Source organism: Streptomyces sp. NPDC001070 (assembly GCF_053598835.1).
The window spans coordinates 20,759-45,250 of record NZ_JBSFLB010000013.1; the positions used below are offsets into that span (position 1 = coordinate 20,759).

Annotated in this window: 20 protein-coding genes and 4 pseudogenes; 9 read left to right on the plus strand and 15 right to left on the minus strand. The window is 70.8% G+C overall.

What is annotated here, in order from left to right:
* Positions 1–91 precede the first annotated feature (91 nt).
* The 3 genes and pseudogenes from ACWDAS_RS17450 to ACWDAS_RS17460 all read left to right on the plus strand — a co-directional run.
* A complete protein-coding gene (locus ACWDAS_RS17450) occupies positions 92–556 on the plus strand; it encodes a cupin domain-containing protein (protein ID WP_450391223.1) in 465 nt (154 codons plus the stop codon).
* A 126-nt stretch (positions 557–682) separates the two neighbouring features.
* Positions 683–1,141 carry a carboxymuconolactone decarboxylase family protein gene (locus tag ACWDAS_RS17455; RefSeq protein ID WP_450391226.1) on the plus strand — a complete coding sequence of 153 codons (459 nt, stop codon included), beginning with the start codon at positions 683–685 and terminating at the stop codon, positions 1,139–1,141.
* Between the two features lie 376 nt (positions 1,142–1,517).
* Positions 1,518–2,764, plus strand: a pseudogene (locus ACWDAS_RS17460) (winged helix-turn-helix domain-containing protein); the annotation flags it as partial.
* On the opposite strand, the gene ACWDAS_RS17465 reads toward ACWDAS_RS17460, so the two are convergent.
* Positions 2,732–3,499, minus strand: a complete 768-nt coding sequence (locus ACWDAS_RS17465; RefSeq protein WP_450391229.1) for an SDR family NAD(P)-dependent oxidoreductase — start codon at positions 3,497–3,499, stop codon at positions 2,732–2,734. The pseudogene ACWDAS_RS17460 and the gene ACWDAS_RS17465 overlap by 33 nt on opposite strands.
* 126 nt (positions 3,500–3,625) lie before the next feature.
* Here ACWDAS_RS17465 and ACWDAS_RS17470 point away from each other — a divergent pair, with 126 nt between their 5' ends.
* The gene (locus ACWDAS_RS17470; protein WP_450391233.1) at positions 3,626–3,985 is read left to right on the plus strand and encodes an ArsR/SmtB family transcription factor; all 360 of its coding nucleotides are present in this window, start codon (positions 3,626–3,628) and stop codon (positions 3,983–3,985) included.
* A gap of 313 nt (positions 3,986–4,298) precedes the next feature.
* Here the strand turns inward: ACWDAS_RS17470 and ACWDAS_RS17475 are convergent.
* Together ACWDAS_RS17475 and ACWDAS_RS17480 are read right to left on the minus strand one after the other, a co-directional pair.
* Positions 4,299–4,496, minus strand: a pseudogene (locus tag ACWDAS_RS17475) (transposase); the annotation flags it as partial.
* Positions 4,497–4,535: 39 nt separating this feature from the next.
* Entirely contained in the window at positions 4,536–5,162 is a 627-nt protein-coding gene (locus ACWDAS_RS17480) for a TetR/AcrR family transcriptional regulator (RefSeq protein WP_450391236.1), read from the minus strand.
* A gap of 166 nt (positions 5,163–5,328) precedes the next feature.
* Here ACWDAS_RS17480 and ACWDAS_RS17485 point away from each other — a divergent pair, with 166 nt between their 5' ends.
* From ACWDAS_RS17485 to ACWDAS_RS17500, 4 genes and pseudogenes are all read left to right on the plus strand, one after another.
* Positions 5,329–5,781: an iron chaperone gene (locus ACWDAS_RS17485; protein ID WP_450391238.1), complete on the plus strand. Its 453-nt coding sequence runs from the start codon at positions 5,329–5,331 to the stop codon at positions 5,779–5,781.
* Between the two features lie 427 nt (positions 5,782–6,208).
* Positions 6,209–6,562: pseudogene (locus tag ACWDAS_RS17490) on the plus strand (IS256 family transposase); the annotation flags it as partial.
* Between the two features lie 152 nt (positions 6,563–6,714).
* Positions 6,715–7,440 (plus strand): ABC transporter ATP-binding protein, encoded by a 726-nt coding sequence (locus tag ACWDAS_RS17495; RefSeq protein WP_450391241.1) that lies wholly within the window; start codon positions 6,715–6,717, stop codon positions 7,438–7,440.
* Positions 7,437–9,119, plus strand: coding sequence for a hypothetical protein (locus ACWDAS_RS17500; protein ID WP_450391244.1), 1,683 nt, complete (start codon positions 7,437–7,439; stop codon positions 9,117–9,119). Before ACWDAS_RS17495 ends, ACWDAS_RS17500 begins: the two co-directional genes overlap by 4 nt.
* 446 nt (positions 9,120–9,565) lie before the next feature.
* On the opposite strand, the pseudogene ACWDAS_RS17505 reads toward ACWDAS_RS17500, so the two are convergent.
* A pseudogene (locus tag ACWDAS_RS17505) lies at positions 9,566–10,502 on the minus strand (LysR family transcriptional regulator).
* Between the two features lie 100 nt (positions 10,503–10,602).
* Between ACWDAS_RS17505 and ACWDAS_RS17510 the strand changes: the two are divergent.
* Positions 10,603–11,646 (plus strand): NADP-dependent oxidoreductase, encoded by a 1,044-nt coding sequence (locus ACWDAS_RS17510; RefSeq protein ID WP_450391246.1) that lies wholly within the window; start codon positions 10,603–10,605, stop codon positions 11,644–11,646.
* Positions 11,647–11,700: 54 nt separating this feature from the next.
* On the opposite strand, the gene ACWDAS_RS17515 is transcribed toward ACWDAS_RS17510, so the two are convergent.
* The 11 genes from ACWDAS_RS17515 to ACWDAS_RS17565 form a co-directional block, all read right to left on the minus strand.
* Positions 11,701–12,576, minus strand: coding sequence for a hypothetical protein (locus ACWDAS_RS17515; RefSeq protein WP_450391249.1), 876 nt, complete (start codon positions 12,574–12,576; stop codon positions 11,701–11,703).
* 306 nt (positions 12,577–12,882) lie between these two features.
* Positions 12,883–13,200: a hypothetical protein gene (locus tag ACWDAS_RS17520; RefSeq protein ID WP_450391252.1), complete on the minus strand. Its 318-nt coding sequence runs from the start codon at positions 13,198–13,200 to the stop codon at positions 12,883–12,885.
* Positions 13,201–13,721: 521 nt separating this feature from the next.
* Positions 13,722–15,083 (minus strand): vWA domain-containing protein, encoded by a 1,362-nt coding sequence (locus ACWDAS_RS17525; RefSeq protein ID WP_450391254.1) that lies wholly within the window; start codon positions 15,081–15,083, stop codon positions 13,722–13,724.
* Positions 15,080–15,937 (minus strand): AAA family ATPase, encoded by an 858-nt coding sequence (locus ACWDAS_RS17530; RefSeq protein ID WP_450391634.1) that lies wholly within the window; start codon positions 15,935–15,937, stop codon positions 15,080–15,082. Before ACWDAS_RS17530 ends, ACWDAS_RS17525 begins: the two co-directional genes overlap by 4 nt.
* Positions 15,938–16,736: 799 nt before the next feature.
* Positions 16,737–17,246, minus strand: coding sequence for a DUF309 domain-containing protein (locus ACWDAS_RS17535; RefSeq protein ID WP_450391257.1), 510 nt, complete (start codon positions 17,244–17,246; stop codon positions 16,737–16,739).
* Positions 17,247–17,761: 515 nt separating this feature from the next.
* Positions 17,762–18,574, minus strand: coding sequence for an esterase/lipase family protein (locus ACWDAS_RS17540; RefSeq protein WP_450391260.1), 813 nt, complete (start codon positions 18,572–18,574; stop codon positions 17,762–17,764).
* 518 nt (positions 18,575–19,092) lie between these two features.
* Positions 19,093–19,461 carry a LysR substrate-binding domain-containing protein gene (locus ACWDAS_RS17545; protein ID WP_450391263.1) on the minus strand — a complete coding sequence of 123 codons (369 nt, stop codon included), beginning with the start codon at positions 19,459–19,461 and terminating at the stop codon, positions 19,093–19,095.
* 130 nt (positions 19,462–19,591) lie between these two features.
* Entirely contained in the window at positions 19,592–21,049 is a 1,458-nt protein-coding gene (gene zwf, locus ACWDAS_RS17550) for a glucose-6-phosphate dehydrogenase (RefSeq protein ID WP_450391266.1), read from the minus strand.
* 7 nt (positions 21,050–21,056) lie between these two features.
* Complete coding sequence (gnd, locus tag ACWDAS_RS17555; protein WP_450391268.1) at positions 21,057–22,088, minus strand: phosphogluconate dehydrogenase (NAD(+)-dependent, decarboxylating); 1,032 nt, start codon at positions 22,086–22,088, stop codon at positions 21,057–21,059.
* A 419-nt stretch (positions 22,089–22,507) separates the two neighbouring features.
* On the minus strand, positions 22,508–22,984 hold the full coding sequence (locus tag ACWDAS_RS17560; protein WP_450391637.1) for a nitroreductase family deazaflavin-dependent oxidoreductase: 477 nt from the start codon (positions 22,982–22,984) through the stop codon (positions 22,508–22,510).
* Positions 22,985–23,404: 420 nt separating this feature from the next.
* Positions 23,405–24,478, minus strand: coding sequence for an aldo/keto reductase (locus ACWDAS_RS17565; RefSeq protein WP_450391271.1), 1,074 nt, complete (start codon positions 24,476–24,478; stop codon positions 23,405–23,407).
* Positions 24,479–24,492: the final 14 nt, after the last annotated feature.

A 24,492-nucleotide genomic window follows, 5' to 3' on the forward strand; every position in this document is an offset into this window, starting at 1 on the left:
GGTGCTGGTCTGTGGCGATGATGGCCACGGCAAGCGCACCCGGGGCAAGACGATCATCCGCGTCACGGAAGACTGAATCGAGAGACCCATTGTGATCGGAATACGAATCGCCGGCGGCCTGCTGGCTGCCGCCACGCTGACTGGGGCCACGGCCTGCTCGACCTCCGACCAGCCCGCACACGCCAAGGCGCAGGCGACGGTCGCGGCATCGACGCGCCCCGTCGAAACCTTCACACCGCTGCTCCAGCAGGCGCTTACGAATGTGAAGGGCAAGACGTTCACCTCAGCGATCGTCGCCTTCCCGCCCGGCGCAAGCGCGCTTCCGCACCGGCACGGCCAGGCGTTCGTCTACGCCTACGTCCTCGAAGGCACCGTGCGCAGCAAGCTCGACGACAAGCCCGTGACCACCTACCACCAGGGCGAGAACTGGGTCGAGCAGCCGGGCGCCCACCATGTCCTCACCGAGAACGCCAGCCGGACCAAGCCGGCAAAGCTCCTGGTCGTCTTCGTCTCCGACACCGGGGCCAAGCTCAAGGTCGAAGACCCGAAGTCGTAACCCCGGGGCATGCAGCGGGGCGGCAACACTCTTCACGTGCTCCGCCCCTGCCGGAGCACGCCCCATCCACCACCAAGACGTGCCCGACAAGCGCGGCGCGGACCACACGAAGGAAGCACAGGAACCATGACCGACCCCCAGCGCGTCAACATCGGCGAGCAGCACCCGGCCGCCTACAAGACCCTCATCGCCCTGTCGTCACAGGTGGAGAAGGCCGCCGCCGCAGCGGGCCTCGACCCGCTTCTGGTCGAGCTGCTGAGGATCCGCACCTCCCAGATCAACGGCTGCGCGTTCTGCCTGCGCATGCACACCCACGACGCCCTCAAGAAGGGCGAGAACCCCGACCGGATCGCCGTGCTGCCCGCCTGGGCAGAGACCGGGTACTTCTCCGACACCGACCGCGCCGCCCTCCGCCTCACCGAGGCGATCACACGCGTGCCGGACGGACACGTCAGTGACGAGGACTTCAACGCCGCCGCGGCCATACTCACCGCCGACCAGATCTCGGCAGTCGCCTGGCTGGCAACCGTGATGAACGCCTTCAACCGCGTCGCGATCACCAGCCGGTACCCCGTGGGCAGCTGACCTCGACGGCGCTACCGGGGTGATGGAGGCCGCCGAAGCCTCCACCGCCGTGCAATTGCTGGTGGAATCAGCCGGGCGGCTTGTGCGAGCCGCCCCGGCTCACACAAGCGCGGAGGTATCCGACGGCGTACGTCCGTGCACGGGGAACAGCCAGGGAGGCGGGTCGCGCCCCCGCTTGTTCGGGCGGAAGGTGTCGTACGGGTGACGTTGGACCCGAACAGGGCGGTCAGACCGCGCCGGTCCTCGTCCGCCAGCTTCTTCGCCACTCTGTCTCGGCCAGAACCTGCTGGAACAGCAGCGGTTTGACGTGCACGTGGCCGGCCTGGCGCAGGTGCAGGGACGGCATCGACGTTTCCGGCTTGCTCCTGGTGCGCCGCTGATCGGCCGGAAGTTCCACTTCTCGTACAGCGTCTCCGGCGTCACGCGGCTGCTGCACTGCGCGGGCTACAGCGTGCAGATGCCCGCCCGGCCCGCAGTTGAACGCGATGAGGACGCAATCACCGCATGGGGAGGTGACCTGGCAGGAGGTAAAACCTCCCGGCCGGCGACCGGCGCCTTCATCCGCTTCAAGACGAAACTGTTATGACCGGCCGTCCGCTCAAGGGCCGCACCCGGGCCAGGCGCTGCATCGCCCCGACCGTGAAGGTGTCCGGCCGCAGCCCGGCCGCCTGTCGGCGGCCGGGCTGCTCTGCTTCAAACCGGGCCTGCCCGCCAGCCTGTGCTGCCGGCTGCGCCGGCACGCGGGCTGCAAGGGCGGGCGCCGCTCTCTCGCCGAGAGCGACTCCATCCCGCCTGCTGGACGACGCCCACCATCTGCTGAAGGCCCTGATCGTAGTGTGGGACCGACTGAGCACTCATTGTGCTGCCTGGCCTGTGGCGTCTGTGCCGGGATCGCCCGGGATGCGGCGGCTGACCGTCCAGGGCAACGACCGCCCGCTGCGGGACGGTCACACCCGCTTCCCCGAGGCGCTGGCCGCTCTGGCCGAGCGTGCCGCTCGCCCGCACCGGAACGTGCTCGCCGCGGCGGTGCCCCGGTTGTCCTGGGCGGTCGAGTGGACCACTGAATCGCTGCGAGGCCTGCCGACGACCCCCGTAACCGCCATCCACGGTGGTCTGGTCCCGCCCAACATCCACGTCGACGACGCCGCAGACCCGGCGGCGGTCTTGGACTTCGGCTCCTTCCCCACAGCCGGTGACCCTGCGCTCGAGGCGGCGGTGACGGCGGCGATCTGGGACATGTACGGACCCGGCGCGGAGCACCACACGGCCGAGCTGACCAACTCTTTAACCGCGACCGCCGTTCGTATGGTCGTCGACCAGTTGCCGGAGGAGTTCGCGCCCTGTGGAGTCCGGGTCAAAGCGGTGTCGCCCGGACCGGTCCGCACGCCGGGCTGGACAGACGACGGCCGACTGGCAGACGGCGTGGTCGCCGCGTTCCGCGTCACACGGGAGCGAGCAGGTACTCGCGGAGGGCATGCCGAAAGCATGGGTGTCTCGCTGGGAGGGATGGGCGAGGACGACGAGATCGTCGCCGCAGCCGTCGCATTTCTGCTGGGGCCTGATGCCCGGTGGATCACCGGAAAAGCGTATTCAGATCAGTTCGAGGCCTCCGTCGATCGTTAGAACCTGGCCCGTCAGCCACGTTGCGGTGGGATCTGCGAAGCGGACGATCCAAGACGCGACTTCCTCCGGTTCTCCCCTCCTTCCCAGAGGGATCCGGGATGCCTGCTCCTTCTTGACCTTCATCACCTCCTCCTCCGTGAGCCCGCTGACGGACAGAGCCTCGCTCTCGGTCGGACCGGGGGCAATGGCATTCACTCTGATTCCGTCCTCGGCCAGCTCGACCGCCCAGGTCCGCGTCAGCTGTTCCAGGGCGGCCTTGGTCGCCCCGTAGTGGGCACCGCCCGGGTGGGGGCGATGACCGTAGGTGCTGGAGATGTTGATGATCGAGCCGTTGCTGCGGCGCAGGTGAGGCAACGCTGCCTGGGCGAGCATGGTGGGTGCGATGACGTTGAGGTCGAACAGGTCGGTGATGCGCGAGCGTGTCACCTCGTCGAACGAGACACGTGCGGTGGCGCCAGCGTTGTTCACCACCACGTCAAGCTGGTTCCATCGGTCGATCGCCGTACCGATGATCAGCTCAGGGGCATGCTCCAAGCGCAGGTCCGTGGCGAGAGTCGCGATGCCGGGGTGCATGGCGGCAGTCTCCTCCAGGGCCACCTGGCGTCGTCCGACACCGAGGACGTGCGCCCCCGCTTCGGCCATCGCGACCGCCGTTGCCCGGCCGATCCCCGTACCGGCTCCGGTGACGATGACGACGCGGTTATGAAGGGGTCGGGCGTGCTGGTGTTCCATCATGCGTCTTCCTCTTGCCGTACGACTTGCGTCAGGACACGACCGCCCGGCAAACATCGGCACAGTCGGGTGTCCACGAGAGGGACACTACATCGAAAATCGTCGATAATCGATGTATGCTTCCCGACTGTGCCCAAGGAAGTAAGCCACCCCGACCTCGAAGAGGTCACCCTCGCCGCGGTGCTCTCGGCTCTGGGTGATCCTGTCCGCCTGCACATCATGGGCGTCCTCGCGGACGGCAACGAGCATGTGCGCACAGACTTCACCGTTCGAATCGCTCAGTCCACGTTCAGTCACCACATGAAGACCCTTCGTGAGGCGGGACTCACTTGGCAACGGATGGAGGGCACACGCTGCTACGTGACTCTGAGAAAAGAGGCTCTGCGACGATTTCCCGCTGTACTGGAAAGCGTCCTCGCTGCGGAACGAGCCGAGCGCAACCGCACGCTGACGTCCACTCCCAGCATCTTGCCAGCCTGCCGCCCATGACCGGCCCGGCGGCAGGGTCCTCGATGTCGGCGGTCTCTGGACACTGGTTCTGGATCACTTCCGTGCTGGGGCAACGGAGGGTCACCGAAATCGCGATCATGAACCGTCGAGGCCGCTCCTGACCAGACCAGCTCCAGCCTCGATTTTGCGTGAGGGTCCGTCAGCTTGTTGGCGGGCCCTTTCGGCTCGTTCGGGGGCGGCTCTTTCTGCGGGTGGGGTGGGCAGGGTTGTGGCCGGGTTGTCGCGTCGGGTGGGCGCCGGGTTCCACGGCTCCGGTCGGGTGGTGCTGATCGTGGGGACGGGAAGTTGCTGGTCAGCCGGGGTTCGGTAGGGCCGTGAGTCGTTGCAGGGCTTCGGTGATCACGTGGGTCCATGGCCAGTGCCCCGCGAGGTGGAGGATGCGGCGGCGGCCGGTGGTGACGAGTTGGGCGGCGGCGGAGAACAGTCGCAGCCGGCGGGGTTCCCACCGACGGACATCGCCGGTCAGTGCCAGCATCGGCATCCAACCAAGTCCGCATCACAGGATAAAACAACGGGAGAAAACGACCTCTTACGCGGCGGTGTCACCCGGCTCCGCGGCCTCCAGCCCAGCCCGTGATCCGCTGGTTCCGTAGGCGGCCATGAACATGTCCAGCAGGCCGTCGACCGCGTCCTCGTCGATGGGGCGGGTCGAGAGCAGGCTGCGGTAGTACAGCGTGCCGCACAGCACCTCGGCGGCGAATTCCAGATTCGCTTCCGCGGTCAGTTCACCGGTGCGCTGGGCGCGGGTGATCCGGTCGAGGGTGCGCTGCTCGACGGTGACCAGGAATCGTTCGTGCAGGGTCGCCCGCAGCGTGGCGTCGGCCTGCGCCTCGGCGATGACTGCGCGGTAGACGGGGCCGATCGGCGGGCTGGAGAGGGTGAGGCCTGAGCGCAGGAACTGTTCGCGCAGATCCGCGCGGACGTCCCCGGTGTCGCGGTAGTCCAGGTCGCTGGTCCACACGCGGCTGAGCGCGTCGAGCAGCAGTGCCGGCATGGACGGCCAGCGCCGGTAGATCGTGTGCTTTCCGACCCCGGCGCTTCGGGCGACCGCCTCGATGCTCAGGCCCGCGTAACCCACCTCCGCAGCCAGATCGAGCGTCGCCTGCAGCAGTTCTTCGGTGCGCGCGGCGCCTCGGCGCCTCGGTGTGGCGGGCATGACGCCATCCTATCGGCACGCATCGTGCCGTTGACAATTTCGCGGGTTGCGCGCAGTATTCGACTCGATCGGCACGCCGCGTGCCGATGCAGGGTGTGGCGGCACGCCGCCACCGACGCGTCCAGGTTGCACAACATCGCCGATCCTCAAGGGGAGATGATCTGCCATGAGCAGCACCGAAAGCAGCACGCACGAGGGATTCACGGCCGAGGAGCGGGCCGCGATGAAGGACCGCGCCCAAGAACTGAAGCGGGCAGCCCGCCGCAGTTCGCGTGCGGACAAGGCGGCGGAGGCGGAGCAGGACGTCCTCGCGAAGATCGCCGAGATGCAGGACTCGGACCGGATCATGGCCGAGCGAGTCCATGCCGTGATCACAGCCGTCGCCCCGGCCCTCGCGCCGAAGCTCTGGTACGGGATGCCCGCCTACGCGCTGGACGGCAAAGTCGTGTGCTTCTTCCAGAGCGCGGAGAAGTTCAAGGCGCGCTACGCGACGCTCGGGTTCAGCGACCAGGCGAAGCTGGACGACGGCACGATGTGGGCGGCCGGTTTCGCCCTGACCGAGGTGACGGCCGAGGTGGAGGCGCGGATTGGTGCGCTGGTGAAGCAGGCCGTGAGCTGAGACGCGCCCGGCGACCCGGCCGGGCCTGTGGGACCTCGGCGTGCTCGGCGGCCTGGCGCTGTCCGAACAGGCCGGGGCCCTTCACGCTGCCCGAGCGCCGCGAGATCCGAGAATCGCCGCGGTGGGACTCGCTTCCGTAGATCATTGCGGAGCCCACCGGTCCGGTCCGCGCTCTGTCGAAGGGCGGGAGTCGGCTCGTGGGCAAAGCGCTGCGCGCACCGAAGGGATGGGAGACGGCCCAGGCGTGGTTCGGCCCGGAGAGGACCGTGATCGGCCGGATCACCCGGGAAGGCGGGGCCGAAGGCGCCCAGGGCCGCCTGGTGCGCTGGAACCTCGCCGACGGCCGGTGGGACGCGGCGACGTGGGGAACGGACCTGACCGGTGCCGTCGCGGTCAGCGGAGACGGCCGGACGCTCGTGCGGTGCACCGACGCCTGGTGGTGCGCAACGGTGACCCCAGCCGCGGAAGGCCACCACGTCGGCCGGGTGGTGGAGGTCAAGGCGCCGAGGGTCGACGACAAGCGCACCGACGAGGCCACGGGCGAGCGCAGGCGGGGGTTCCCCTCGGCGATCCTGCCGCCGTGGTGCCGCGAGTCCCCGAAGGCCGCCGAGGCCCTGCCGCCGCTCCACCCGCACGGACTGTCCACCCGGAACTTCGTGCCCGCGCCGGAGCGGACCCCGGCTCCGCCGCCGGACTGCCGTCGGCCACCGTCGACCGGCAGACCGCGCTGTGGCAAGCCGACCACCGGGTCTTCATGGACCGCGACCCCTCACAAACGGACTCGCCGGCGCCCCGCACGCGGAGTGGACCAAGGACACCCAGGGCCGGTGGCCCCCGGTTGGGCGGAGCGTGGAGAATGGCCGGGCCGCTCCGGGCCGTCATCCCGAGGTCGAAGCGGGGACAGCGTTCGCGGTTGACGAGAGGCCCGGCGACATGGGTGCACCACCATTGCTCGAACTCAGCGGCGTCAGCCGGGTCTACGGCAAGCGCACAGCGCTGGCCACGATGAACCTGCGACTCCGGTCCGGGAAGTGTGTGGCGCTGCTCGGCCACAACGGCTCGGGCAAGTCGACACTGCTGCGCATAGCGGCCGGCCGGGACAGGCCGAGCACCGGCACGGTGACGTTCGACGGCAAGCCGATGAACGAGAACGACCCGGCGGTCCGGGCCCGGGTGGCGGTGGTCGGCGACACCGCGGCCTGTTACCCCGACCTGACCGTGCGCGAGCATCTGCAGCTGGTGGCGGTGGCCCACGGGGTGGAGGACGCCGGCGACTGGATCGGCCACGTGATGGCCGAGCGGAAGCTGACCGACCACGCCGACGCGCTGCCCGGGGCACTGTCCTCCGGGCAGCTCCAGTCCCTGCTGCTGGCCTCCGCGATGGTCCGGCCGCGCGACCTGCTGCTGCTGGACGAGCCGGAACAGCGACTGGACCCGGGCGCGCGGCGGCAGCTGGCGGACCTGATCAAGAAGGAGACCGCGGAAGGCGTCGGGGTGCTGCTGGTGACACACCACGGAGAACTGGCCCGGGCGGTCGCCGACAGGGTGCTGGTCCTCAGCGACGGCAAGGTGGTGGCCGACGGCCACCCGGACAAGGTGCTCGCCACCGGGACCGACGGACTGACCTGGCTGGCCGAGAACGGGGACGGTGCCCGGTGACCACCCTCACCGAGGAGACCGGGGAGCACGCCGCGGCCTGGTCCGACGAGGACGACTGGACGCGGGAGACGCTGCGGCTGGTCCGTGACCTGCGCACCCCGCACCGCCGCAAGAAGACCGGCCAGATCGCCTACACCCTGTACTGCGTGGCGCTGCTCCTTGTGGTGTGGGGAGCGCTGCCGAGCATGGGGCTCTTCCTCGAGAAGTCGATGGGCGCCGACTACTCCGGTCACGGACCGGCGATCCTGGCCGCGCTGCCGGCCGGGTCCTGCGCGCTGGGGCTGGGATGGCTGCTGGTCGCGGCCTGGGACGCCCAGTGGCGCGGGCCGGTGGTGCCGCCGCGGGAGACCGTGGACTGGCTGCTGGCCCAGCCGGTGGACGTCGCCCGGGTGCTGCGGCCGTGGTTCTGGGGGTCGGCCGCGATCTCCGGCGGAGCCGGGCTGCTGGTCTCGGCGATCGGCATGGTCGCGCTGGGCCTGACGGTCGGTGTGGGGCTGCCGGCCGCGTTCGGCTGGTGTCTGCTGGGCGGCTGCGGTCTGCCGCTGCTGGCGACCGCGCTGGGCGCCGCGGTGGAAGGCAGCGAGCGGGTGGCCCGCTGGGCCCGGCTGGCCACGCCGTACGTCGGTATGGCGGTGCTGGCGCTGGTGGCGCAGACCGTGCTGGCGGCCGGCGGCGACCGGCTGCCGGGGCTGGAACGGGTGGAGCTGTGGTCCGGGCCCTGGGGCTGGGCCGGGCTGGCCGCGCTGGCCCCCACGCCGGCCGCGCTGCCGGGAGGCTGGGCCGCGGGCGTCCTGCTGGCGGTGGTGGTGGCCGGCGCGTTGGCCGCCGCACACCGCTTCACCGGGTCGCTGGCGTTGTCCGCGGTACGGCGGCGTTCGCGGACCGCGACCGGGGTGATGGCCGCGCTGCGCACGGTGGAGTTCCGTACCGCGCGGCAGGCGGTGGCCGGGGTCACCGGCGGGGGCCGGTCGGCGCGATGGAGGTTGCCGGCGCCCCGTCGGGCGGAACTGGCGGTGCCGTGGCGGGACACGCTCGCGCTGCTGCGGACTCCGGGCCGGCTGGGCCGGGCGGTGGTGCTGGGGGTGCTCGCGGTGCTGGGCGCGGTGCTGGCGGCCTCGGCGCACGGCGGGACGGGCGTGGCGGCGGCGCTGGCCTCACTGGTTTTCGGCTACTGGTCGCTGACCCAGCTGCTGGAGCCGGCCCGGGTGGAGACCGACGACACGCGGCGCGGGTCGTGGTCGCCGTATCCCTACCGGGACCTCATGCTGCGGCACACGGCGGTGCCCGTCGTGCTGGGGCTGGTGGGCGCGCTGGTGGCGGCGGGGGTGCTGGCCGGGGAAGGTGCGGGGGCTCGCGCGTTGCTGGCACCGGCCCTGGTGCCGCCGCTGGTGGGCGCTTCGCTGGTCAACGCCTGCCGGGGGGCGACCAAGCACCATCTGCTGATGTCGCCGGCTCAGTCTCCTACCGGCAGCCTGGGCCCGGTGCTGTTCCTGGTCTGGTACGGAGCCGGGGCGCTGGCGGCGGTGGTCGCGCTGGTCCTCCCGTTCCTGACCGCGCTGCATTCCGGCTCGGCCGCCTCGATCGTCACCGCTGTCGCGGCAAGCGCCATGGTGACGGTGATCATGGTGCGCTGGGCGGTCACGCGGATCGGGAACCTGACGGCTCCCTTGGCGGACTGACAGGGGTGCCGGTGGCCTGTGCCGCCGGCATCCCTCACGCCGGCCGGCCGGTGACGGCCCGCTGCCCCTCCAGCGGGATGCCGGAGCACCCCCGGCGCGTGCGGAGCAGGGCGCCCGCGCTCGCCGCGACGGCGTCCGTGTCCGTCCCGGCCCGCCGCATCGGCAGCCGGCTGAAGGTACTGGGTGCAAGAACCTCACCCCCATCAAACCCTCCACGGCCTACACCTTCGACCCGGCGACCCAGAACACCGTCACCATCACCTTCCCCGCCACCACCCAGCGCTACTTCCGCCTGAACATCGGCGCCAACACCAACACCGGCTGGCCGGCCGGACAGGTCTCGGAGTTCCAGATCTGGACCACCTGATCACCCCGGGACTCCCCGCCGGACGCTCCTGCCCCGGACGCTCCCCTGCGTCGGGTGGCAGGAGCGCCGGTGTCCCCGTTCAGTCAGCGCGCACCGCCGGGCTCGCGACCGCGCTGAGAAGGCCCTCACCCCGCGGGACCGCCGCCCGCAGTTCCCGCACCAAGGCGCGCACGACAGCGGATCCGGCCAGTTCGGAGGTGGTGACGTAGCCGACCCGACGTGCCGGGCGGGCGGGGCCGAGGTCGGAGATCTCGACGGAGCCCGGGGCTCCGACCAAGGAGAGCGCCGGCATGATCGCCATTCCATGGCCTCCGCTCACCAGGGAGAGCACCGCACCGTCGTCCTCGGCCTCGACGGTCGCCTTCGGGATCCAGTCCTGCGCGGCCCACCACTCGCGGGTGTACGAGCCGCAGTTCTCGGCCCAGTCGACCAGCGGCAGCGAGCGCGGGGCGGCGTGACCCGCCGGGTGCACCAGGGCATACGGCTCTTCAAGGAGACCGCTCGCGACCAGACCCGGGGGAAGCGGCACCGAGCCGCCCAGTGCGGCAATGGCCATGTCGGCCTTCCCGTCGGCCACTTCGCCCGCAGTGCCGCGCCCCACCTCGCGTACGATCCGCACCCGCGGCTCGATCCCGGTGTCGGGCGCGTAGCCGCCGCAGGACGGGCGGCAGCAGGTGGAGGGCCGCGCTGCGGAAGGCCGCGATCCGCAGCGGCCCCTCCGCGGCACCGGGCCGGCCCGCGCCGCGCGCCTCGGCGGTCAGGACGTCCAGCAGGCGGAGGATGCGGCGCGCGTGCGCGACGGCCTTCTCTCCGGCAGGAGTGGGGCGGGCGCCGGCGCGGCCGCGTTCGAAGAGGACCGCCCCGATCTTGCGCTCACTGCCGCGCACCGAGTGGGAGACCGCGGACTGGGTCAGCCCGAGCGTGCCGGCCGCGGCCGAGAAGCCGCCGGTGTCCGCGACCGCCACCAGGACGCGCAGTTCGTGCGGGGCGAGATCGGAGTCGCTCGTACGGGCCACGGGGCGTTCACCTCAACGTATGAGAACTGCTCATGGAACGGTGCGTCGCATGAGCCCAACCGGCTGCCCAGGGGGCGCATTCCCGCCCTACGGTCCGGTCATGAACGAGACCGCGCTCACCGTGCACCAGACCGCCCGCCCGCACGGCTTTCCCACCGCCGGGCACTTCGCCATCGTCGAGTCCACGCCTCCCGAGCCCGCGGCCGGCAGCGCGCTCGTGGAAAACCTCTACTGGTCCGTCGACCCCTACCACCGCGAGATGATGGACGACGTGCCCGGCGGCTTCGCGCTCGACGCACCGCTGGAGGGCCGCACCATCGGTCGGGTGATCGCCTCGCGCACGCCTCGGCTGGCCGAGGGCGAGATCGTGTTCCACCGGCAGGGCTGGCGCACGCACGCGGTGGTCACGCCCGACGAGATCCGGCGGCTGCCCCGCTTCGACGGGGTGTCCCTGACCGCATACCTGAGCACCCTCGGCGGCACCGGCCTGACCGCCTATGTGGGCCTGACCCGGATCGCCCGGCTCCGGGAGGGCGAGGACCTGTTCGTGTCGGCCGCGGCGGGCGGCGTCGGCACGGCGACCGGGCGGTTCGCCAGACTGCTCGGCGCCGGACGGCTCGTGGGCAGCGCGGGCTCGGCGGCGAAGGCCGACCACCTCACGCGGGAGGTGGGCTATGACGCCGTCTTCGACTACCACGACGGGCCCGCCGCCGAGCTGCTCGGCAAGGCCGCGCCGGACGGCATCGACGTGTTCGTCGACAACGTCGGCGGCGAGCAGCTGGCCGCGGCGGTGGGAGCGCTGCGCGAGTTCGGGCGCATCGTCCGCATCGGCACGATCAGCCAGTACAACGCCCCCGACGCGCCGTCGCCGCGCTTCAACTATGCGGACATCGTGGAGAAGAGCCTCCGCATGGAGGGCTTCTTGGTCAGCAACTACCGCGATATGCAGGACGAGTTGTACGAGTTCGCGGTGCCGCATCTGCAGAGCGGCCGGCTCGCCCTGGACGAGACGGTGGTCGACGGTTTCGAGCGCATCGTGGACGCGTTCCTGGGAATGCTGCGCGGCGAGAACACCGGCAAGATCATTGTGCGAGACCGCACGCAAGCCCGCCCGCGAACCGGCACCCGGACTCCGTCGTCATGAGGGGAATCCGCGTTGCTCCCGGCTCTTCCGCGAGCCGGGAGCGGGGTCGGTCGCTCAGTAGCGGTCGAGGATCAGCTGGGTCTTGAGAATGTCGCCGTGGTACAGCCAGCCGTGCCCCTCGGCGACCGCGATGGCGTCGCTGTGCAGCCGTGCCGCGTCGGCGTAGTCGTCCGTCTTGAACGACAGCTCGACGATGTACTCGGTGCCGGTCCCGGCGGCGTTCTTGACGGGCAGCACCTCGATGCCGGCGTCGTCGGACGACTCCCACGCACCGGACCAGACCTGCGAGGCCACCGGGCCGTGGGCGCGGGAGGCGTTGAGGGTGTCCGAGCCCCAGTTGTTGTAGAGCCAGTCGTCGAGCTTGCCGGGGATCTCGTTGACCAGCCAGTTGCGGCCGGTGCTGCCCGACGGCATCGAGGTGCCGGAGTAGCCGTCGGCGCTGTGGCTCTTCTCGTTGCTGAAGCTCAGGGTCTGCTTGGCGTAGCCCCAGTCCACCTCTGCGTCGTAGTTGGTGTCGCCGCTGTCAAAGCCCTCCGCGTTGGCCTCGTCCAGCGCGGCGTCGATGTCGCCGCCGACCACCGGGAAGCGCATCTTGTAGGTCTCTTCGAAGGACGCACCGGACTTGTGCCGGAGGCGAACGTCCCAGCCCTGGGCGTCGAGGGCCTGAGCATCGGTGTCGAAGTACTCGTAGGAGCGTGCCTTGGCAGAGCCGGTGATCCCGAAGGCCGCCTTCACGGCCGAGGTCGGGTTGTGCGACGTGTCGAGTGCCGCGGTGGTGAGGTTGATCTTCACCTCGTACGTCGGCACGGCGTTGGCGTCGGCGAACGCCGGCGTCGCGGGGGCGAGAACGGCGAAGGAGGCGGTGAGGGGCGCCGCGAGGGTGATCACGGAAGCGGTCAGTGAACGACGAGCGAAGGAAGTGGGGGACATGCCAGGTAACGTCGCGCTGGCGGGTGATCATCACGTGGTCGTTGGGCGTGATCTTCATGAAGCGCAGGCGTCGGGACAACGACGGACCCCGCTGCCCGGCCGTGCCCGCTCTGCCGCCCCCTACGGCCTCCGTGCCGCGGCTCAGGCGCTGTCGGGCCAGGGGAGCCCCGGGCTCCTTGACGCGCCCGTGGCTGCGGCCGCACACCTTTCGATAGGCCCTCGGTCTTCCTCGGCCAGTCGTCGCAGAGCAGCAGCGGCCCAACCGCCGTGTCGGCGTTCGCGTCCCGCCCTGCACAGCGGCGTACGTCAGTAGTCGATGGCGCAGTTCCTCCAGGCGGTGGCCAGGGCCCGCGGGATCTGCGGGATGTCGCCGCAGCCGTGCGGGCCCGCGGGGAAGCCGTCGCTGGCGATGTAGACCCAGTTGCCTCCGGAGGTGGTGTGGAAGTACTTCATGGCGCTGCCCTCGTCCTGCATGTTCACGAGTTCCGCTTCGGTTGCGCCCCGGGTGGGCTGGAACGGGGTGGCGGCGTAACGGACGGCGCCGCACTGACCGTAGAAGAACCGGAGCGGCACCGGCTCGATGTGCGCGAAGCGGGGGAAACTGCGCCGGTAGGCCCGCGTCACCGCGGCCTTGACCTCGCCGCTGACGGGCAGATTGCGGCACCCGGGGATGGGCGTGGGTGCCTGTCGGGTGCTGGGGGAGGTCGCCGGCGCGGTGGCGGAGGGCGAAGTGGCGGACCCGGAGGGCAGCGGTGACGCAGAGACGTCCCCAGACCCGTCTGCTGTGGCAGAAGAGGCAGCCGAGGATGGCGAAGCGGTCGTACGGGAAGCGGAGTCGGACCCGGAGGCAGTGCACCCCGTAAGCAGCAGGATTCCGCCCAGCAGTACAGCCGCTATGGAGGCACCTCTGGTTCCGGACAACTCGACTGTCCTCCTTGGTCGACGAACTTCGTGCTCACAGCCCGGGGTGACGGAGGCGTGCGGCTTCCACCGCCCTGCAGCTCTGCCGGTAAACCCCTCGCCTTCCACGACAACGCGGCACCGCGGATGGTTGCGGAGAACGCCCCTACCGTTGGTTGCGATTCGGCATACGCATCCGCCGTGCAGAGCGCTGCAAGCATGCCCTCAGCGGCGAGGCACCTTGATCAGACCGGCAGCAGGCGGGCGATCAGAGTGCTGAGCTGGTGGGCGTTGCGGCACTCGTGCATCTCGACCAGCTCGGCGTAGGCGAGTGCGGCCGAATCGCCCGTGCCCCACTGGGCGCGGTTCTCGGGGTTCAGCCAGTAGACACGGCGGGCCCGCCTGACGATGTGCCGTACGGCTGGAAGGTTCGGGTCGCTCATGTTCGTCCGGGCGTCACCGAGTACGAAGACCGTCGTGCGCGAGCCGACCGCTTCACCGTACCGCTCGTCGAACTCGCCCAGCGCCGTGCCGTAGTCGCTGCTCCCGTGCCAGCCCGTGAGTACCGCCTCGGACTTGATGCGAGCGCTCAGGCCCTCGGGGGCGGCCGCGCCGTGCTCCAGCAGGCGGGTCACCTCGTCGATCCGGTTGACGAAGGCGAATGCCCGTACCTTGCTGAACTGGTCGTGCAGCGCCTGTACCAGCAGCAGCGTGAAGTTCGAGAAGCCCGACACCGAGCCCGACACATCGCACAGCAGCACCAGTTCGGGGCGGACAGGACGCCGCTTGCGCAGCACGAGCCGTATCGGCACGCCGCCCGTCGACAGCGAACCCCGCACGGTCCGCCGCAGGTCGACGGACCCACGCGCGGCGCGGCGGCGGCGGGCGGCCAGCCGGGTGGCCAGTTTGCGGGCGAGCGGTCGAACCGCCCTGCGCAGCTCCGCCAGCTGGGCCTGTCCGGCGATCAGGAAGTCGACCCGGTCCGCGGTCGGCGCCAACGCCCGCCGGGCGATCTCGTCGATGCCGCGCCGCTCGGCGACCCGGCGTCGTGCCTCTGTGGCGACCTGTCCGCGGAACACCTCGATGCGCCGGCGGATCTCGTCCTCGAGCAACCGGTCGGCGAAGCCTGCCGGGCCGGTCTGTGCCCGGATGCCGTCGCGGACGCGGGCCAGGAGTGTCTGAGGCTGGACCCGCTCGAGCGTCTGGTACGACGACCATCCCCCCGACGCCGGCGAGGCGCCGTATCCACCGAATCCGTCGACCGCCTCGACGGCCAATCGGCCGAGCATCGCCTCGTCGCCCGCGGCAAGGGCGGCGGCGATACGGTCGCGCAGATCACCCAGGTTCGCGGGCGTGTCCGTACTCGGCGCCCCGACGCCGCGCGGAAAGTACAGGTCGAAGACCCCGTCGAACATCGCCCGCTGTCCCGTGCCGTGCAGCAGCGTCGCGGCCAGCCCCTCGCGCAGCCGCTCGCGATCGGCCAGGCCGAGCGCCGCCACCGCCTGCGCCGCGTCCACGGTCTCCCCGGTGCCGACGCGGATGCCGTGCGCGCGCAGTGCCGCGACAAGACCCGTCAACCGCTCCTCGACACCCGTCGGCGCACTCACAGAGCATCCAGATCGAGCTTGGCGGCCGCCTTCGCGATGTCCTCCTGATGCTTGAGGATGACGCCGAGACTGTCGCGCACGACGGTCTCGTCGAGGGTGTCCGCACCGAGCGCGAGGAGCGTGCGCGCCCAGTCGATGGTCTCGGCGACCGACGGCAACTTCCGCAGATCCATCTCGCGAAGCGCACCGACCACCCGCACCACGGATTCCGTCAGTGCCTCGCCGATCCCAGGAACCTTCAGCCGTACGATGCGCCGCTCCAACTCCTCGTCCGGAAAGCCGATGTGCAGGAAGAGGCAACGGCGGCGCAGCGCCTCGGACAGCTCGCGGCTGGCGTTCGAGGTGAGGACGACGAACGGGCGGCGTACCGCGCTGATCGTGCCCAGCTCCGGGATGGTGATCTGGAAGTCGCTGAGCACTTCCAGCAGCAGTCCCTCCACTTCGACGTCGGCCTTGTCGGTCTCGTCGATGAGGAGCACCCTCGGGTCGTCGCCACGGATGGCGGTCAGCAGCGGACGAGCCAGCAGGAACTCCTCGCTGAAGATGTCCGTGCGCGTCTCGTCCCAGGTCTCGTGACGGCCGGCGCTGATGCGCAGGAGTTGCTTGGCGTGGTTCCACTCGTACAGGGCCCGTGCCTCATCGACACCTTCGTAGCACTGCAGCCGGACGAGCCGTGCTCCGGCAACCTGGGCGACGGCCTTCGCGAGTTCCGTCTTGCCGACCCCGGCGGGGCCCTCCACGAGGAGCGGCTTGCGGAGGCGGTCTGCGAGGAAGACGGTCGTGGCGACTGCGGGCGAGGCCAGGTAGCCGGTCTCGGCGAGGCGCGCGGAGACGTCGTCGACGGATGTGAACAGCATCGGGGTCTCCAGCTCGTGGGCGCACGTTCGGACGCACTATCTAAGCGCTTGTTCAGTGGCGTGTCACGCGCATGTGCGGAACGGCACCCCTGGACAGAAGGGGAGAAAAGACCGTTCCGGCGCTCTCGCGAGGTGGCGGAGGGAGCCGACCCGCCGCACTGAGGATCAGGGGTTGCGGATCGGGCCCAGGGGGCGCCCGGCCGGCTGGGGCAGCGTGACGCGGGCGGGAGGGGGACGGCCCGCACCACGCCGGTCGTACCGGTCGGGCCACGGACAGTGCCCGGCCAGGATCGTCCACTCCTTGATGGGCCCCTGCGGACACCTGAGCCGGCGGGCGGCGGGGTCGTGAGAGGCGACGTGCGTGGCGATCGCGTCGCGCCCGGCCTTGCGTCCCGGTCCGGCTACCGTACGGAGGCGTGCCGGGAGGGGCACGCATCAGACTTCCCAGGTGGTCGCCCGCGGTTACCGAGGGACGGGGCTGGGCGGGTCGGGAGTCGGGCCCTCCGCGGAGGCGGGGGTCTGGCGTCGGCCGACTTCCTCGGTGAGCCGGGCATCGACCTCGTCGAAAATGTCCGCGGCCTTCTGAAGTGATTCATCCGACATGTGGGGGAAGGCCTTGACGATCTCGCGTGCCCACGCCCCAATGTCGTCCGGCAGTTCGGCAGACATTGTCGTTCCCTCCTCCCTTGCTCGCGGCTGGATGTCTCCTGTCCGGTGTACTCCTGTGCGGCACCAGGCGGAAACGAGAGGCGGCCCCTACCGCAGGGGCAGCAGCGTTGCCGCACACATCCGGGCCTCAGGGGTGACGTTTTCGCAGCGGGGGCGGCGTGAGCCGGGCCGGGGCTGCGAACGCCCTGCTCGCGAGGTCGTCAGCCGCCCACTGGGCCCATTCGGTGAGAGCACCGACGTTGATGGCGTACGGCGGGGTCCGCTGGTAGGGCGCGATCGCGTCCGCAGCCCTGCGCAGCAGCACCACGGCGCCGCGCGCGTTGCCGCGAGCCGCATGGGTCAGCGCCACGGCGAACTGCGCCAGCCCCTTCCACAGTGCCCGCTCGCCTGGATCGGACGCGGACTTCCACGCGTCCTCGAAGACCTCGTGCGCGTGGAAGGGCAAGCCCGCGTCGAGCAGCCGCTGGGCCTCGGCCAGCGACTCATCGGGGGTACGCCGGATGCCTTCCGGCTGCCGGGCGACACCTTCCGCCTCATACGGCAGCGGCCGCCCCAGGGCGTCGCGCGGCCGGGCACTGCGGGCCCGCCCGGCCGTGTCCCGGTCCCGGGCCCGATCTACGGGACCGCTGTCGCTCATGGCCCCATGGTGCACCTCGCGGCCACTGCCGTCAGGGTGGGGCGGACCCGGGTTCGCCCGTGTCCTGCTGCCGGGGATCGATTCCAAAAGGGGCGCCTGCGGAGCCCATGGCGGCCGGCGGGCGGCTCCGCCAAGCCCCGGACCCACATGACGGAGAAGGGCGGTCGACGGACGCGGGCGGGCCGCGCGGGCCGGCCGGCGCTTCGAGGCCCCGCACCCGCCGGTCCTGCTCGTGTCCGACCAGCCCGGGCAGCCCCCGGCCCGCACCACCATGCGGCAGGTCGTCCAGCTCACCCCCACGTTCCGGGAAGGGCAGCCCATGCGCGGCCGTCGGCATACCTACGACGGGAAGACACTGACCACGCGACTACGCCGGGGCCGCTGCGCGAACACGGACCGCTCCGGCGCCTCATGGACGCGATCTTGCAACCTGCGCTGGGAAGCCGCCACGCCCGCGCCCCTGAGAAGGCCCTCAGGGGCGCACCGGGCCGATCAGCAGCGCCTGGTCCGCTCGGTCAGGCCACAGCCGGGGCCTCGGAGAATCGCGTGTCCTCGGGGAGCACTCGGCAGATTTCCCGCACGACTCTGCGGTGCAAAGGAAGCGACGCGTGGCCGACGGCATGTACCGGGACATTGCTGGTCCGGAGGTCCGGATGGGTGAGCCTGGCGTTGGCGGTGGGGATGATCAGCTCGTCGAGATCGCTGTGGAACGCGATGAAGCGGGTCGCGCATCCGGGCGCGGGCTCCGCCAGTTCGGTCAATACGTCGCTGCCCGGTCTGAGTTGCCGCATCACCGGCAGCGGCAGCATGGCCGTCAGTGTGCCGTGATGTGGGGTGCCCAGAGTGACGAGCGTGTGCACGCGGGCGTCACCGCCCATGCGTTGCACGTGGTAACGGGCGACCAGGCCCCCGAGACTGTGGCCGATCACGTGGACGCGCTCGTACCCACCGCGGTCGCACAGCCGCTCCACCTCCCCGGCCAGCGTCCGTGCGGCGCTGCGTACGTCGGTGGTGAGCCAGCCGTAGTTCAGCGTGGTCACGTGGGGGAATCCCGCTCTGCGCAGCTCCCGTTGCAGGACGCGGAAGATTCCCCGGTTGCTGCTCAGCCCGTGCACCAGCAGAACGGGGGTGTCATCGATGACGGCCGACCCGTGGAGCGGACGAACCGGCGGGCTGCCGTCCCACGGCGGGCCGGTGTGGACGTCGTCGATTTCGCCCTTCCCGCCGATGCCGGACGGGTACAGGGCCAGGGTCGCGATGACCGCAGCCGCCTCCACGGCGGCCGCGCACACGGTTCCGATGAGCGGGCGGAGTGGGAACGGGCTCATGGTGCCGAGGCGCAGACCGGCGGGGACTTGGAATCTCCGGCACCGGGGGCGGTGACGTTCCGCACGATCCGTCTCGCTCGCGTCTCGCGGCGTCCGACAAGAGGCATGGGGCAACTCCTTGCTACGCCGGCGTGATGAGCTGCGGGGTTAGGACCGGGGATGGGGCGCGAGGCACGGTGATCCGACCGGATCCTGCCGGGTGCGCCTGCAAGTCCACGCGGACAGGCCGGTGGCGGCAGGCAGGGTTTCCCCGCAGATGTTCACGTCGTTGCTTGACGACCCACCTGGCAGGAACAGGACTCGGAGTCCGGCCGAGGTGGTCCGCTCAAGCGGATTGCGAGGACGTTACGCACAGGCTTCAGTCGCCGACAAGGACACGTGATCCATCTCACGCCGCGAAATCGCGCTATATACGAATTGATACTGAATGGCCGATTGTTCGGTCCGTGAGGCGTCCACAGCAGTCGCGCGATGAGGTCCGGGGCGGAGGTCGCGTCACCGCGGCACGGCGTGTTGCGTCAGCACAGCGGTGTCGGGCCACGGGCAATGGGGCGTCCGGAGGGGGTGCGGAAGGGCTGGAAGACCTCCTGCATGGAGGGCGGGATCGGTGACCGATGCGCCAGGAAGGTCATGTCGCGGTAGCCCTCCAGACAGACCGACCCGCGGTCGGCGCACGGGTGCGTGGCGGCCGTGGCCGGCACGATCTGGGAGGTGTGGGTGATCGGGCCGACGGTGATGTCGGGCTCGTGCACGGGCAGCCACAGGTGCGCCGCGTCGATCTCGCCCGACCGCAGCGGCGTGAGCGGGTTGACGGGACTCAGGTCGCGGTGGTCGAGCCGGACGGCCGGGCGGCGGGTCTGGAACCGTTCGACGATGCCGTGGATCATCAGCCCTGCGGCCCCATGGTGCAGAGCGTGAGCGTGCCGCAGGCGTCGCGGACGGACGCCGACACCTCCGCGATCCCGCTGAGGATCTGCCGAAAGGCCGGCCGTAGGGCCTGGCAGGTCCGCCCGCCGGTCAGGTGCGCCGGGAGAGGCTCCAGTGGTACGGCGCGATCAGCCGGTGGACGCTCTCCGGGCCCCACGAGCCGGGGGCGTACGGCTGGACCGGCGGCGGGTTGTCCAGCAGCGGGGCCGACGCCTCCCACAGGCGCTCGATGCCGTCGGAGCGGGTGAACAGCGACTGGTCGCCCAGCATCGCGTCCAGGATGAGGCGCTCGTAGCCCTCGAGCGCGTGCATCGTGTTGAAGGAGGCTGCGTAGCCGAAGACCATTTCCGCCCTGCTCAGGCGCATGGCGGGGCCGGGTTCCTTCACCAGGAAGCGGGCGGTGATCCGGCCGGGATCGTCGAAGTCGATCATCAGCTCGTTGCTCCGGGCCCCGGCTTGGCCCCGCGAGGCCAGCGGGAACATGCGCAGCGCAGGTTCCCGGAAACCGAGCGTCACCACGTGCCCGGCCTGGCCGAGCGACTTGCCCGAGCGCAGGTAGAAGGGCACCCCGGCCCAGCGCCAGTTGTCGATCCCGACGCGCAGTGCGACGAAGGTCTCGGTGTCCGACTCGGGGTCCACGCCGGGCTCGGCTCGGTATCCCTCGTACTGCCCGCGGACGACGTGGGCCGGGTCGATCGGCTGCAGCGACTCGAAGACCTTCTCCTTCTCGTCCCGCAGGGAGCGCGCCTGGAGCGCCGTGGGCGGCTCCATGGCCACGAATCCCAGGAGCTGGAACAGGTGGGTGACGATCATGTCGCGGAAGGTGCCGGTGCCTTCGAAGAACTGTGCGCGCCCCTCGATGCCGATGCTCTCCGGCACGTCGATCTGCACATGGCTGATGTGGTCGCGGTTCCAGACCGGCTCGAACAGTCCGTTGGCGAAACGGAGGGCGAGGATGTTGTCGACGGACTCCTTGCCGAGGAAGTGGTCGATGCGGAAGACCCGGGACTCGTCGAAGACCGCGTGGATCGACGCGTTGAGCGCCCGGGCCGAGGCGAGATCGGTGCCGAAGGGCTTCTCCACGATCACTCGCGCGTTGTCGGCGAGGCCGGTCGCCCCGAGCGTCTCCACCACGGAGGCGAAGGCGACCGGCGGCACCGCGAGGTGGAACAGGCGCCGTGGGCTGCCCCCGGTGGCCTGCTCGGCCTCCCGTACGGCCGCGAGCAGCGGCTCGGCGGCGCCCGGATCGCACGCGCCGAAGGACAGTGCGGCCTCGAACTCCTGCCACGCGCGGCCCTCGGGCTTCGACCGGCCGAATTCGGCGACCGCCTCCCGCGCGTGCTTGCGGAAGTCCTCGTCGCTGAGGGCGTCCTTGACCGGCGCCGAGCCGACGATCCGGTAGCGGGACGGCAGCAGCCCCGCCTTGGCGAGGTGGAACAGCCCGGGCAGCAGCTTGCGGCGGGCGAGGTCGCCGGTCGCGCCGAACAGCACCACCACGTGGTCGTCGGGGACCGGGCCGTGGCTGGGGGAGGGGGAACGGTGGGGCATGGCGCCCTCACCCGGTCTTCTCGGCGTGGCCGCCGAACTCGCCGCGCATCGCGGACAGCACCTTGTCGCCGAACTCGCCCAGTCCGCGCGACGCGTACCGCTCGGCCAGCGAGGCGCTGATGACGGGGGCGGGCACGCTCTCGTCGATCGCCGCCTGGACCGTCCAGCGGCCCTCACCGGAGTCCGAGACCCGGCCGGTGAACTGGTCCAGTCGCGGTGAGCGGGCCAGCGCGTCGGCGACGAGGTCGACCAGCCAGGAGCCGACCACCGAGCCGCGCCGCCACACCTCGGCGACCTCGGCCACGTCGATCTCGTACTGGTACGCCTCGGGCTCGCGCAGTGGCGCGGTCTCGGCGTCGACGGCCCTGCGGCCCAGACCCGCGTCCGCGTGCCGGATGATGCTGAGGCCTTCGGCGATGGCGGCCATCATCCCGTACTCCACACCGTTGTGAACCATCTTCACGAAGTGGCCGGCGCCGCTCGGCCCGCAGTGCAGGTAGCCCTCCGGCGCGGTCCCGTCGGTCCTGGTCCTGCCGGGCGTGGGCTCGGCGTTCCCGCGGCCGGGCGCGATGGTGCGGAAGACCGGGTCCAGCCGCGCCACGGGCTCGTCCTCGCCGCCGATCATCAGGCAGTAGCCGCGTTCGAGGCCCCAGACGCCACCGGAGGTCCCGCAGTCGACGTAGTGGATCCGCTGTGCGGCGAGCTGCCGGGCGCGGGCCATGTCGTCGCGGTAGTACGAGTTGCCGCCGTCGATGACGGTGTCATCGGGTTCCAGCAGAGCGGTGAGCTCGTCGAGCGTCGTCTGCACCACGCCCGCGGGCAGCATCATCCACACGTTCCGGGGCGGAGCCAGCTTCTCCACGAAGTCCCGGAGGGAGGCCGCGGCCGTCGCCCCCTCCTTCTCCAGCTCCAGCACGGCGTCGCGGTTGAGGTCGTGGACGACGCATGGGTGGCCGTCGCGCATCAGCCGACGTACGAGATTGGCGCCCATCCGGCCGAGCCCGATCATGCCGAGCTGCACGGGTGAGTCAGTGGCCATGGTCGGTTTCCCCGTTCCTCAGCGGCCTCGGAGGCCTTACGAGCGTCCACGCCCAGGGCGACTCCACGGAAATCTACCTATTCGCGATATTTAACGCGAAGAGGGGCATGGTGCCCACTGGTCGGGGCGCGCCGGTACGGTCGGCGTTGACCTGCGATCCCTGTGCGTGCCGGGGCCCCGCCTCGTGAGGAGCACCTCTGCCGCACTGCGCCGTCCCGGTGACGTACGCGCGGTGCGGCGCGATGGCCGGTCGGGGGGCTCGGCGTGGGGTGTGGTGGGTGGATCCCCGGTGTGGGGATCCTGCCGGTTGTTCCGCCCGGCCGCGCGCGGGGGCACCGGGTTCACCTCGTGTGTCGGCCGGTCCGCGACGGCGCCCCGGTGGGCCCGGAGGCGCCACCGCCACGGGACCGGCTGTGCCGTCAGTGCTCCTCGGCCGCCGGCTCCAGAACGAGCACCGGGATCTCACGGTCCATGTTCTCCTGGAGCTCGGCGAACTCCGGGAACGCCTCAACAGCTCGAGCCCACCACACGGCCTTCTCGTCCCCCATCACCTCGCGTGCCAGCATGTCCTGGCGCACGGGGCCATCCTGAAGCTCCACCCGAGGGTCAGCCACCACGTTGTGATACCAGAGCGGGTGCTTGGGAGCTCCTCCCAAGGAGCCGACCACGGCGTAGACGCCGTCGTGCTCCACCCGCATGACCGGGGACTTGCGGATCTTGCCGCTCTTCGCGCCCAGAGTGGTCAGGATGACGACGCGAAAGTCCCGCAGCGTCGCGGCATCCGGACGGATGCCGCCCAGCGTCGTACCTTCCGTACCGCCGGAGCTTTCGTACAGCTCCACGTGATCACGTACCGGCTGTATCGTGCTCGGCTCGTACTCGCCTTTGAGTGGCATTGTGCCCATCTCCATGCTGTCGAGATGTCTTTTCCAGCGCAACACGCAAGGCCGCCGCGGAAATTGCAGGTGCGATCAACCCGCGTGAGCAGCGTGCTCCCCGCACGGCACGCGCATTCGCGGCAGGCGGCCCTCCGATCCATGACGACCGGGCGCGGGATGCGCCCGGTCATCATGGGGACGTACTCGTAGCGCGCCGGCCGGTTTCGGTGGCGCCGGCGCTCCAGCGGGCCGGAGTCCGTCCGCCAGGGCCTTCAGGCGGCGGTCGGCTTGTTCGGGGCGATGCCGGGGCGCTCGAACGCGTTGAAGCGGGTGAAGCCGTCGAAGGCGTCAGGCGTGATCGGCATGCTCCACCAGTGGCCGACGTACCCCAGGCTGCGCGTGATGGGTCACGCCCCTCAACTGGTCCGCCGCCTGAGATCACGCCACCGGGGGCGTGGGCTCGTCGATCGCGCTTGCGTCACCGCCGCGGATGGGGCCGGCGATCCACGCGTTCAGCTCGTGCGGGGTGCCGAGCCTGATCGCGCTCACCTCGTCGAGCCGGGCGAACTGCGCCGGGGTCAGCGTCACGTCCAGCGCCTCCAGGTAGTCGTCGAGCTGCGCGACGCTGCGCGGGCCGATGATCGGCACGTACGCCGTGGCCGCCTGCGCGCCCTGCTGCCGCATCCAGGCGATGGCGACATGGGAGGCCGGCACTCCGAGCTCGGCCGCGACCTCGAGGACGGCGTCGACGATCGCGGTCTTCTGCTCGGTCTCCTCGAAGAACCCGACGGCCTTGAGGTCGCTGATCCGGCCGGAGGCGCCCTGGCGGTACTTGCCGGTCAGCAGACCGCCGCCGAGCGGGCTCCACAGCGCCGCGCCCAGGCCGAGCGCCTGCGCCATGGGCAGCAGCTCCCGCTCGGCGGTGCGGTCGACCAGGCTGTACTCGACCTGGATACCGGCGACCGGGGACCAGCCGCGCAGCTCGGCGATGGCGGCGGCGCGCGACACCCTCCAGGCCGGGAAGTTCGACAGCCCGAAATAGCGGATCTTTCCGGCGCTGACCAGGTCGTCCAGGCCGCGCAGGATCTCCTCCATCGGGGTCAGGCCGTCAGGGGCGTGCACCCAGTACATGTCCAGGTGATCGGTGTTCAGGCGGCGCAGACTGGCCTCGAGGGCCTGGACCATGTACCGGCGGCTGTTACCGGTGTTGGAGACGGTCAGCGGTCCGACGCCGTTCATGCTGTACTTGCCCGCCAGCACGAAGTGGTCCCGGTCGGAGCCCAGGAACTCGCCGAGCAGCTGCTCGGATTCGCCGGCCTGGTAGCTCTCGGCGGTATCGATGAGCGTGCCGCCGGCTTCGGCGAACCGGTCGAAGACCTTGCGCGCCTCGGCGGGCTCGGCACCGGGGCCCCAGCCGCCACCGGCGCGCCAGCCGGTACCGAAATTGGCGGTGCCGAGGCCGTACTCGGACACGCGCAGGCCGTTGTTGCGCCCGAAGGTGGTGTATCGCATGGGTGGACTTCTCC

Excerpts from the sequence above, each read along its gene's own strand:
- ACWDAS_RS17455 (WP_450391226.1), top strand. The coding sequence starts at position 683 with ATGACCGACCCCCAGCGCGTCAACATCGGCGAGCAGCACCCGGCCGCC.
- zwf (WP_450391266.1), bottom strand. The coding sequence starts at position 21,049 with ATGCCCCACCGTTCCCCCTCCCCCAGCCACGGCCCGGTCCCCGACGAC.
- ACWDAS_RS17560 (WP_450391637.1), bottom strand. The coding sequence starts at position 22,984 with ATGCCACTCAAAGGCGAGTACGAGCCGAGCACGATACAGCCGGTACGT.
- ACWDAS_RS17465 (WP_450391229.1), bottom strand. The coding sequence starts at position 3,499 with ATGATGGAACACCAGCACGCCCGACCCCTTCATAACCGCGTCGTCATC.
- ACWDAS_RS17480 (WP_450391236.1), bottom strand. The coding sequence starts at position 5,162 with ATGCCCGCCACACCGAGGCGCCGAGGCGCCGCGCGCACCGAAGAACTG.
- ACWDAS_RS17495 (WP_450391241.1), top strand. The coding sequence starts at position 6,715 with ATGGGTGCACCACCATTGCTCGAACTCAGCGGCGTCAGCCGGGTCTAC.
- ACWDAS_RS17515 (WP_450391249.1), bottom strand. The coding sequence starts at position 12,576 with ATGTCCCCCACTTCCTTCGCTCGTCGTTCACTGACCGCTTCCGTGATC.
- gnd (WP_450391268.1), bottom strand. The coding sequence starts at position 22,088 with ATGGCCACTGACTCACCCGTGCAGCTCGGCATGATCGGGCTCGGCCGG.
- ACWDAS_RS17540 (WP_450391260.1), bottom strand. The coding sequence starts at position 18,574 with ATGAGCCCGTTCCCACTCCGCCCGCTCATCGGAACCGTGTGCGCGGCC.
- ACWDAS_RS17510 (WP_450391246.1), top strand. The coding sequence starts at position 10,603 with ATGAACGAGACCGCGCTCACCGTGCACCAGACCGCCCGCCCGCACGGC.
- ACWDAS_RS17545 (WP_450391263.1), bottom strand. The coding sequence starts at position 19,461 with ATGATCCACGGCATCGTCGAACGGTTCCAGACCCGCCGCCCGGCCGTC.
- ACWDAS_RS17535 (WP_450391257.1), bottom strand. The coding sequence starts at position 17,246 with ATGAGCGACAGCGGTCCCGTAGATCGGGCCCGGGACCGGGACACGGCC.
- ACWDAS_RS17565 (WP_450391271.1), bottom strand. The coding sequence starts at position 24,478 with ATGCGATACACCACCTTCGGGCGCAACAACGGCCTGCGCGTGTCCGAG.
- ACWDAS_RS17485 (WP_450391238.1), top strand. The coding sequence starts at position 5,329 with ATGAGCAGCACCGAAAGCAGCACGCACGAGGGATTCACGGCCGAGGAG.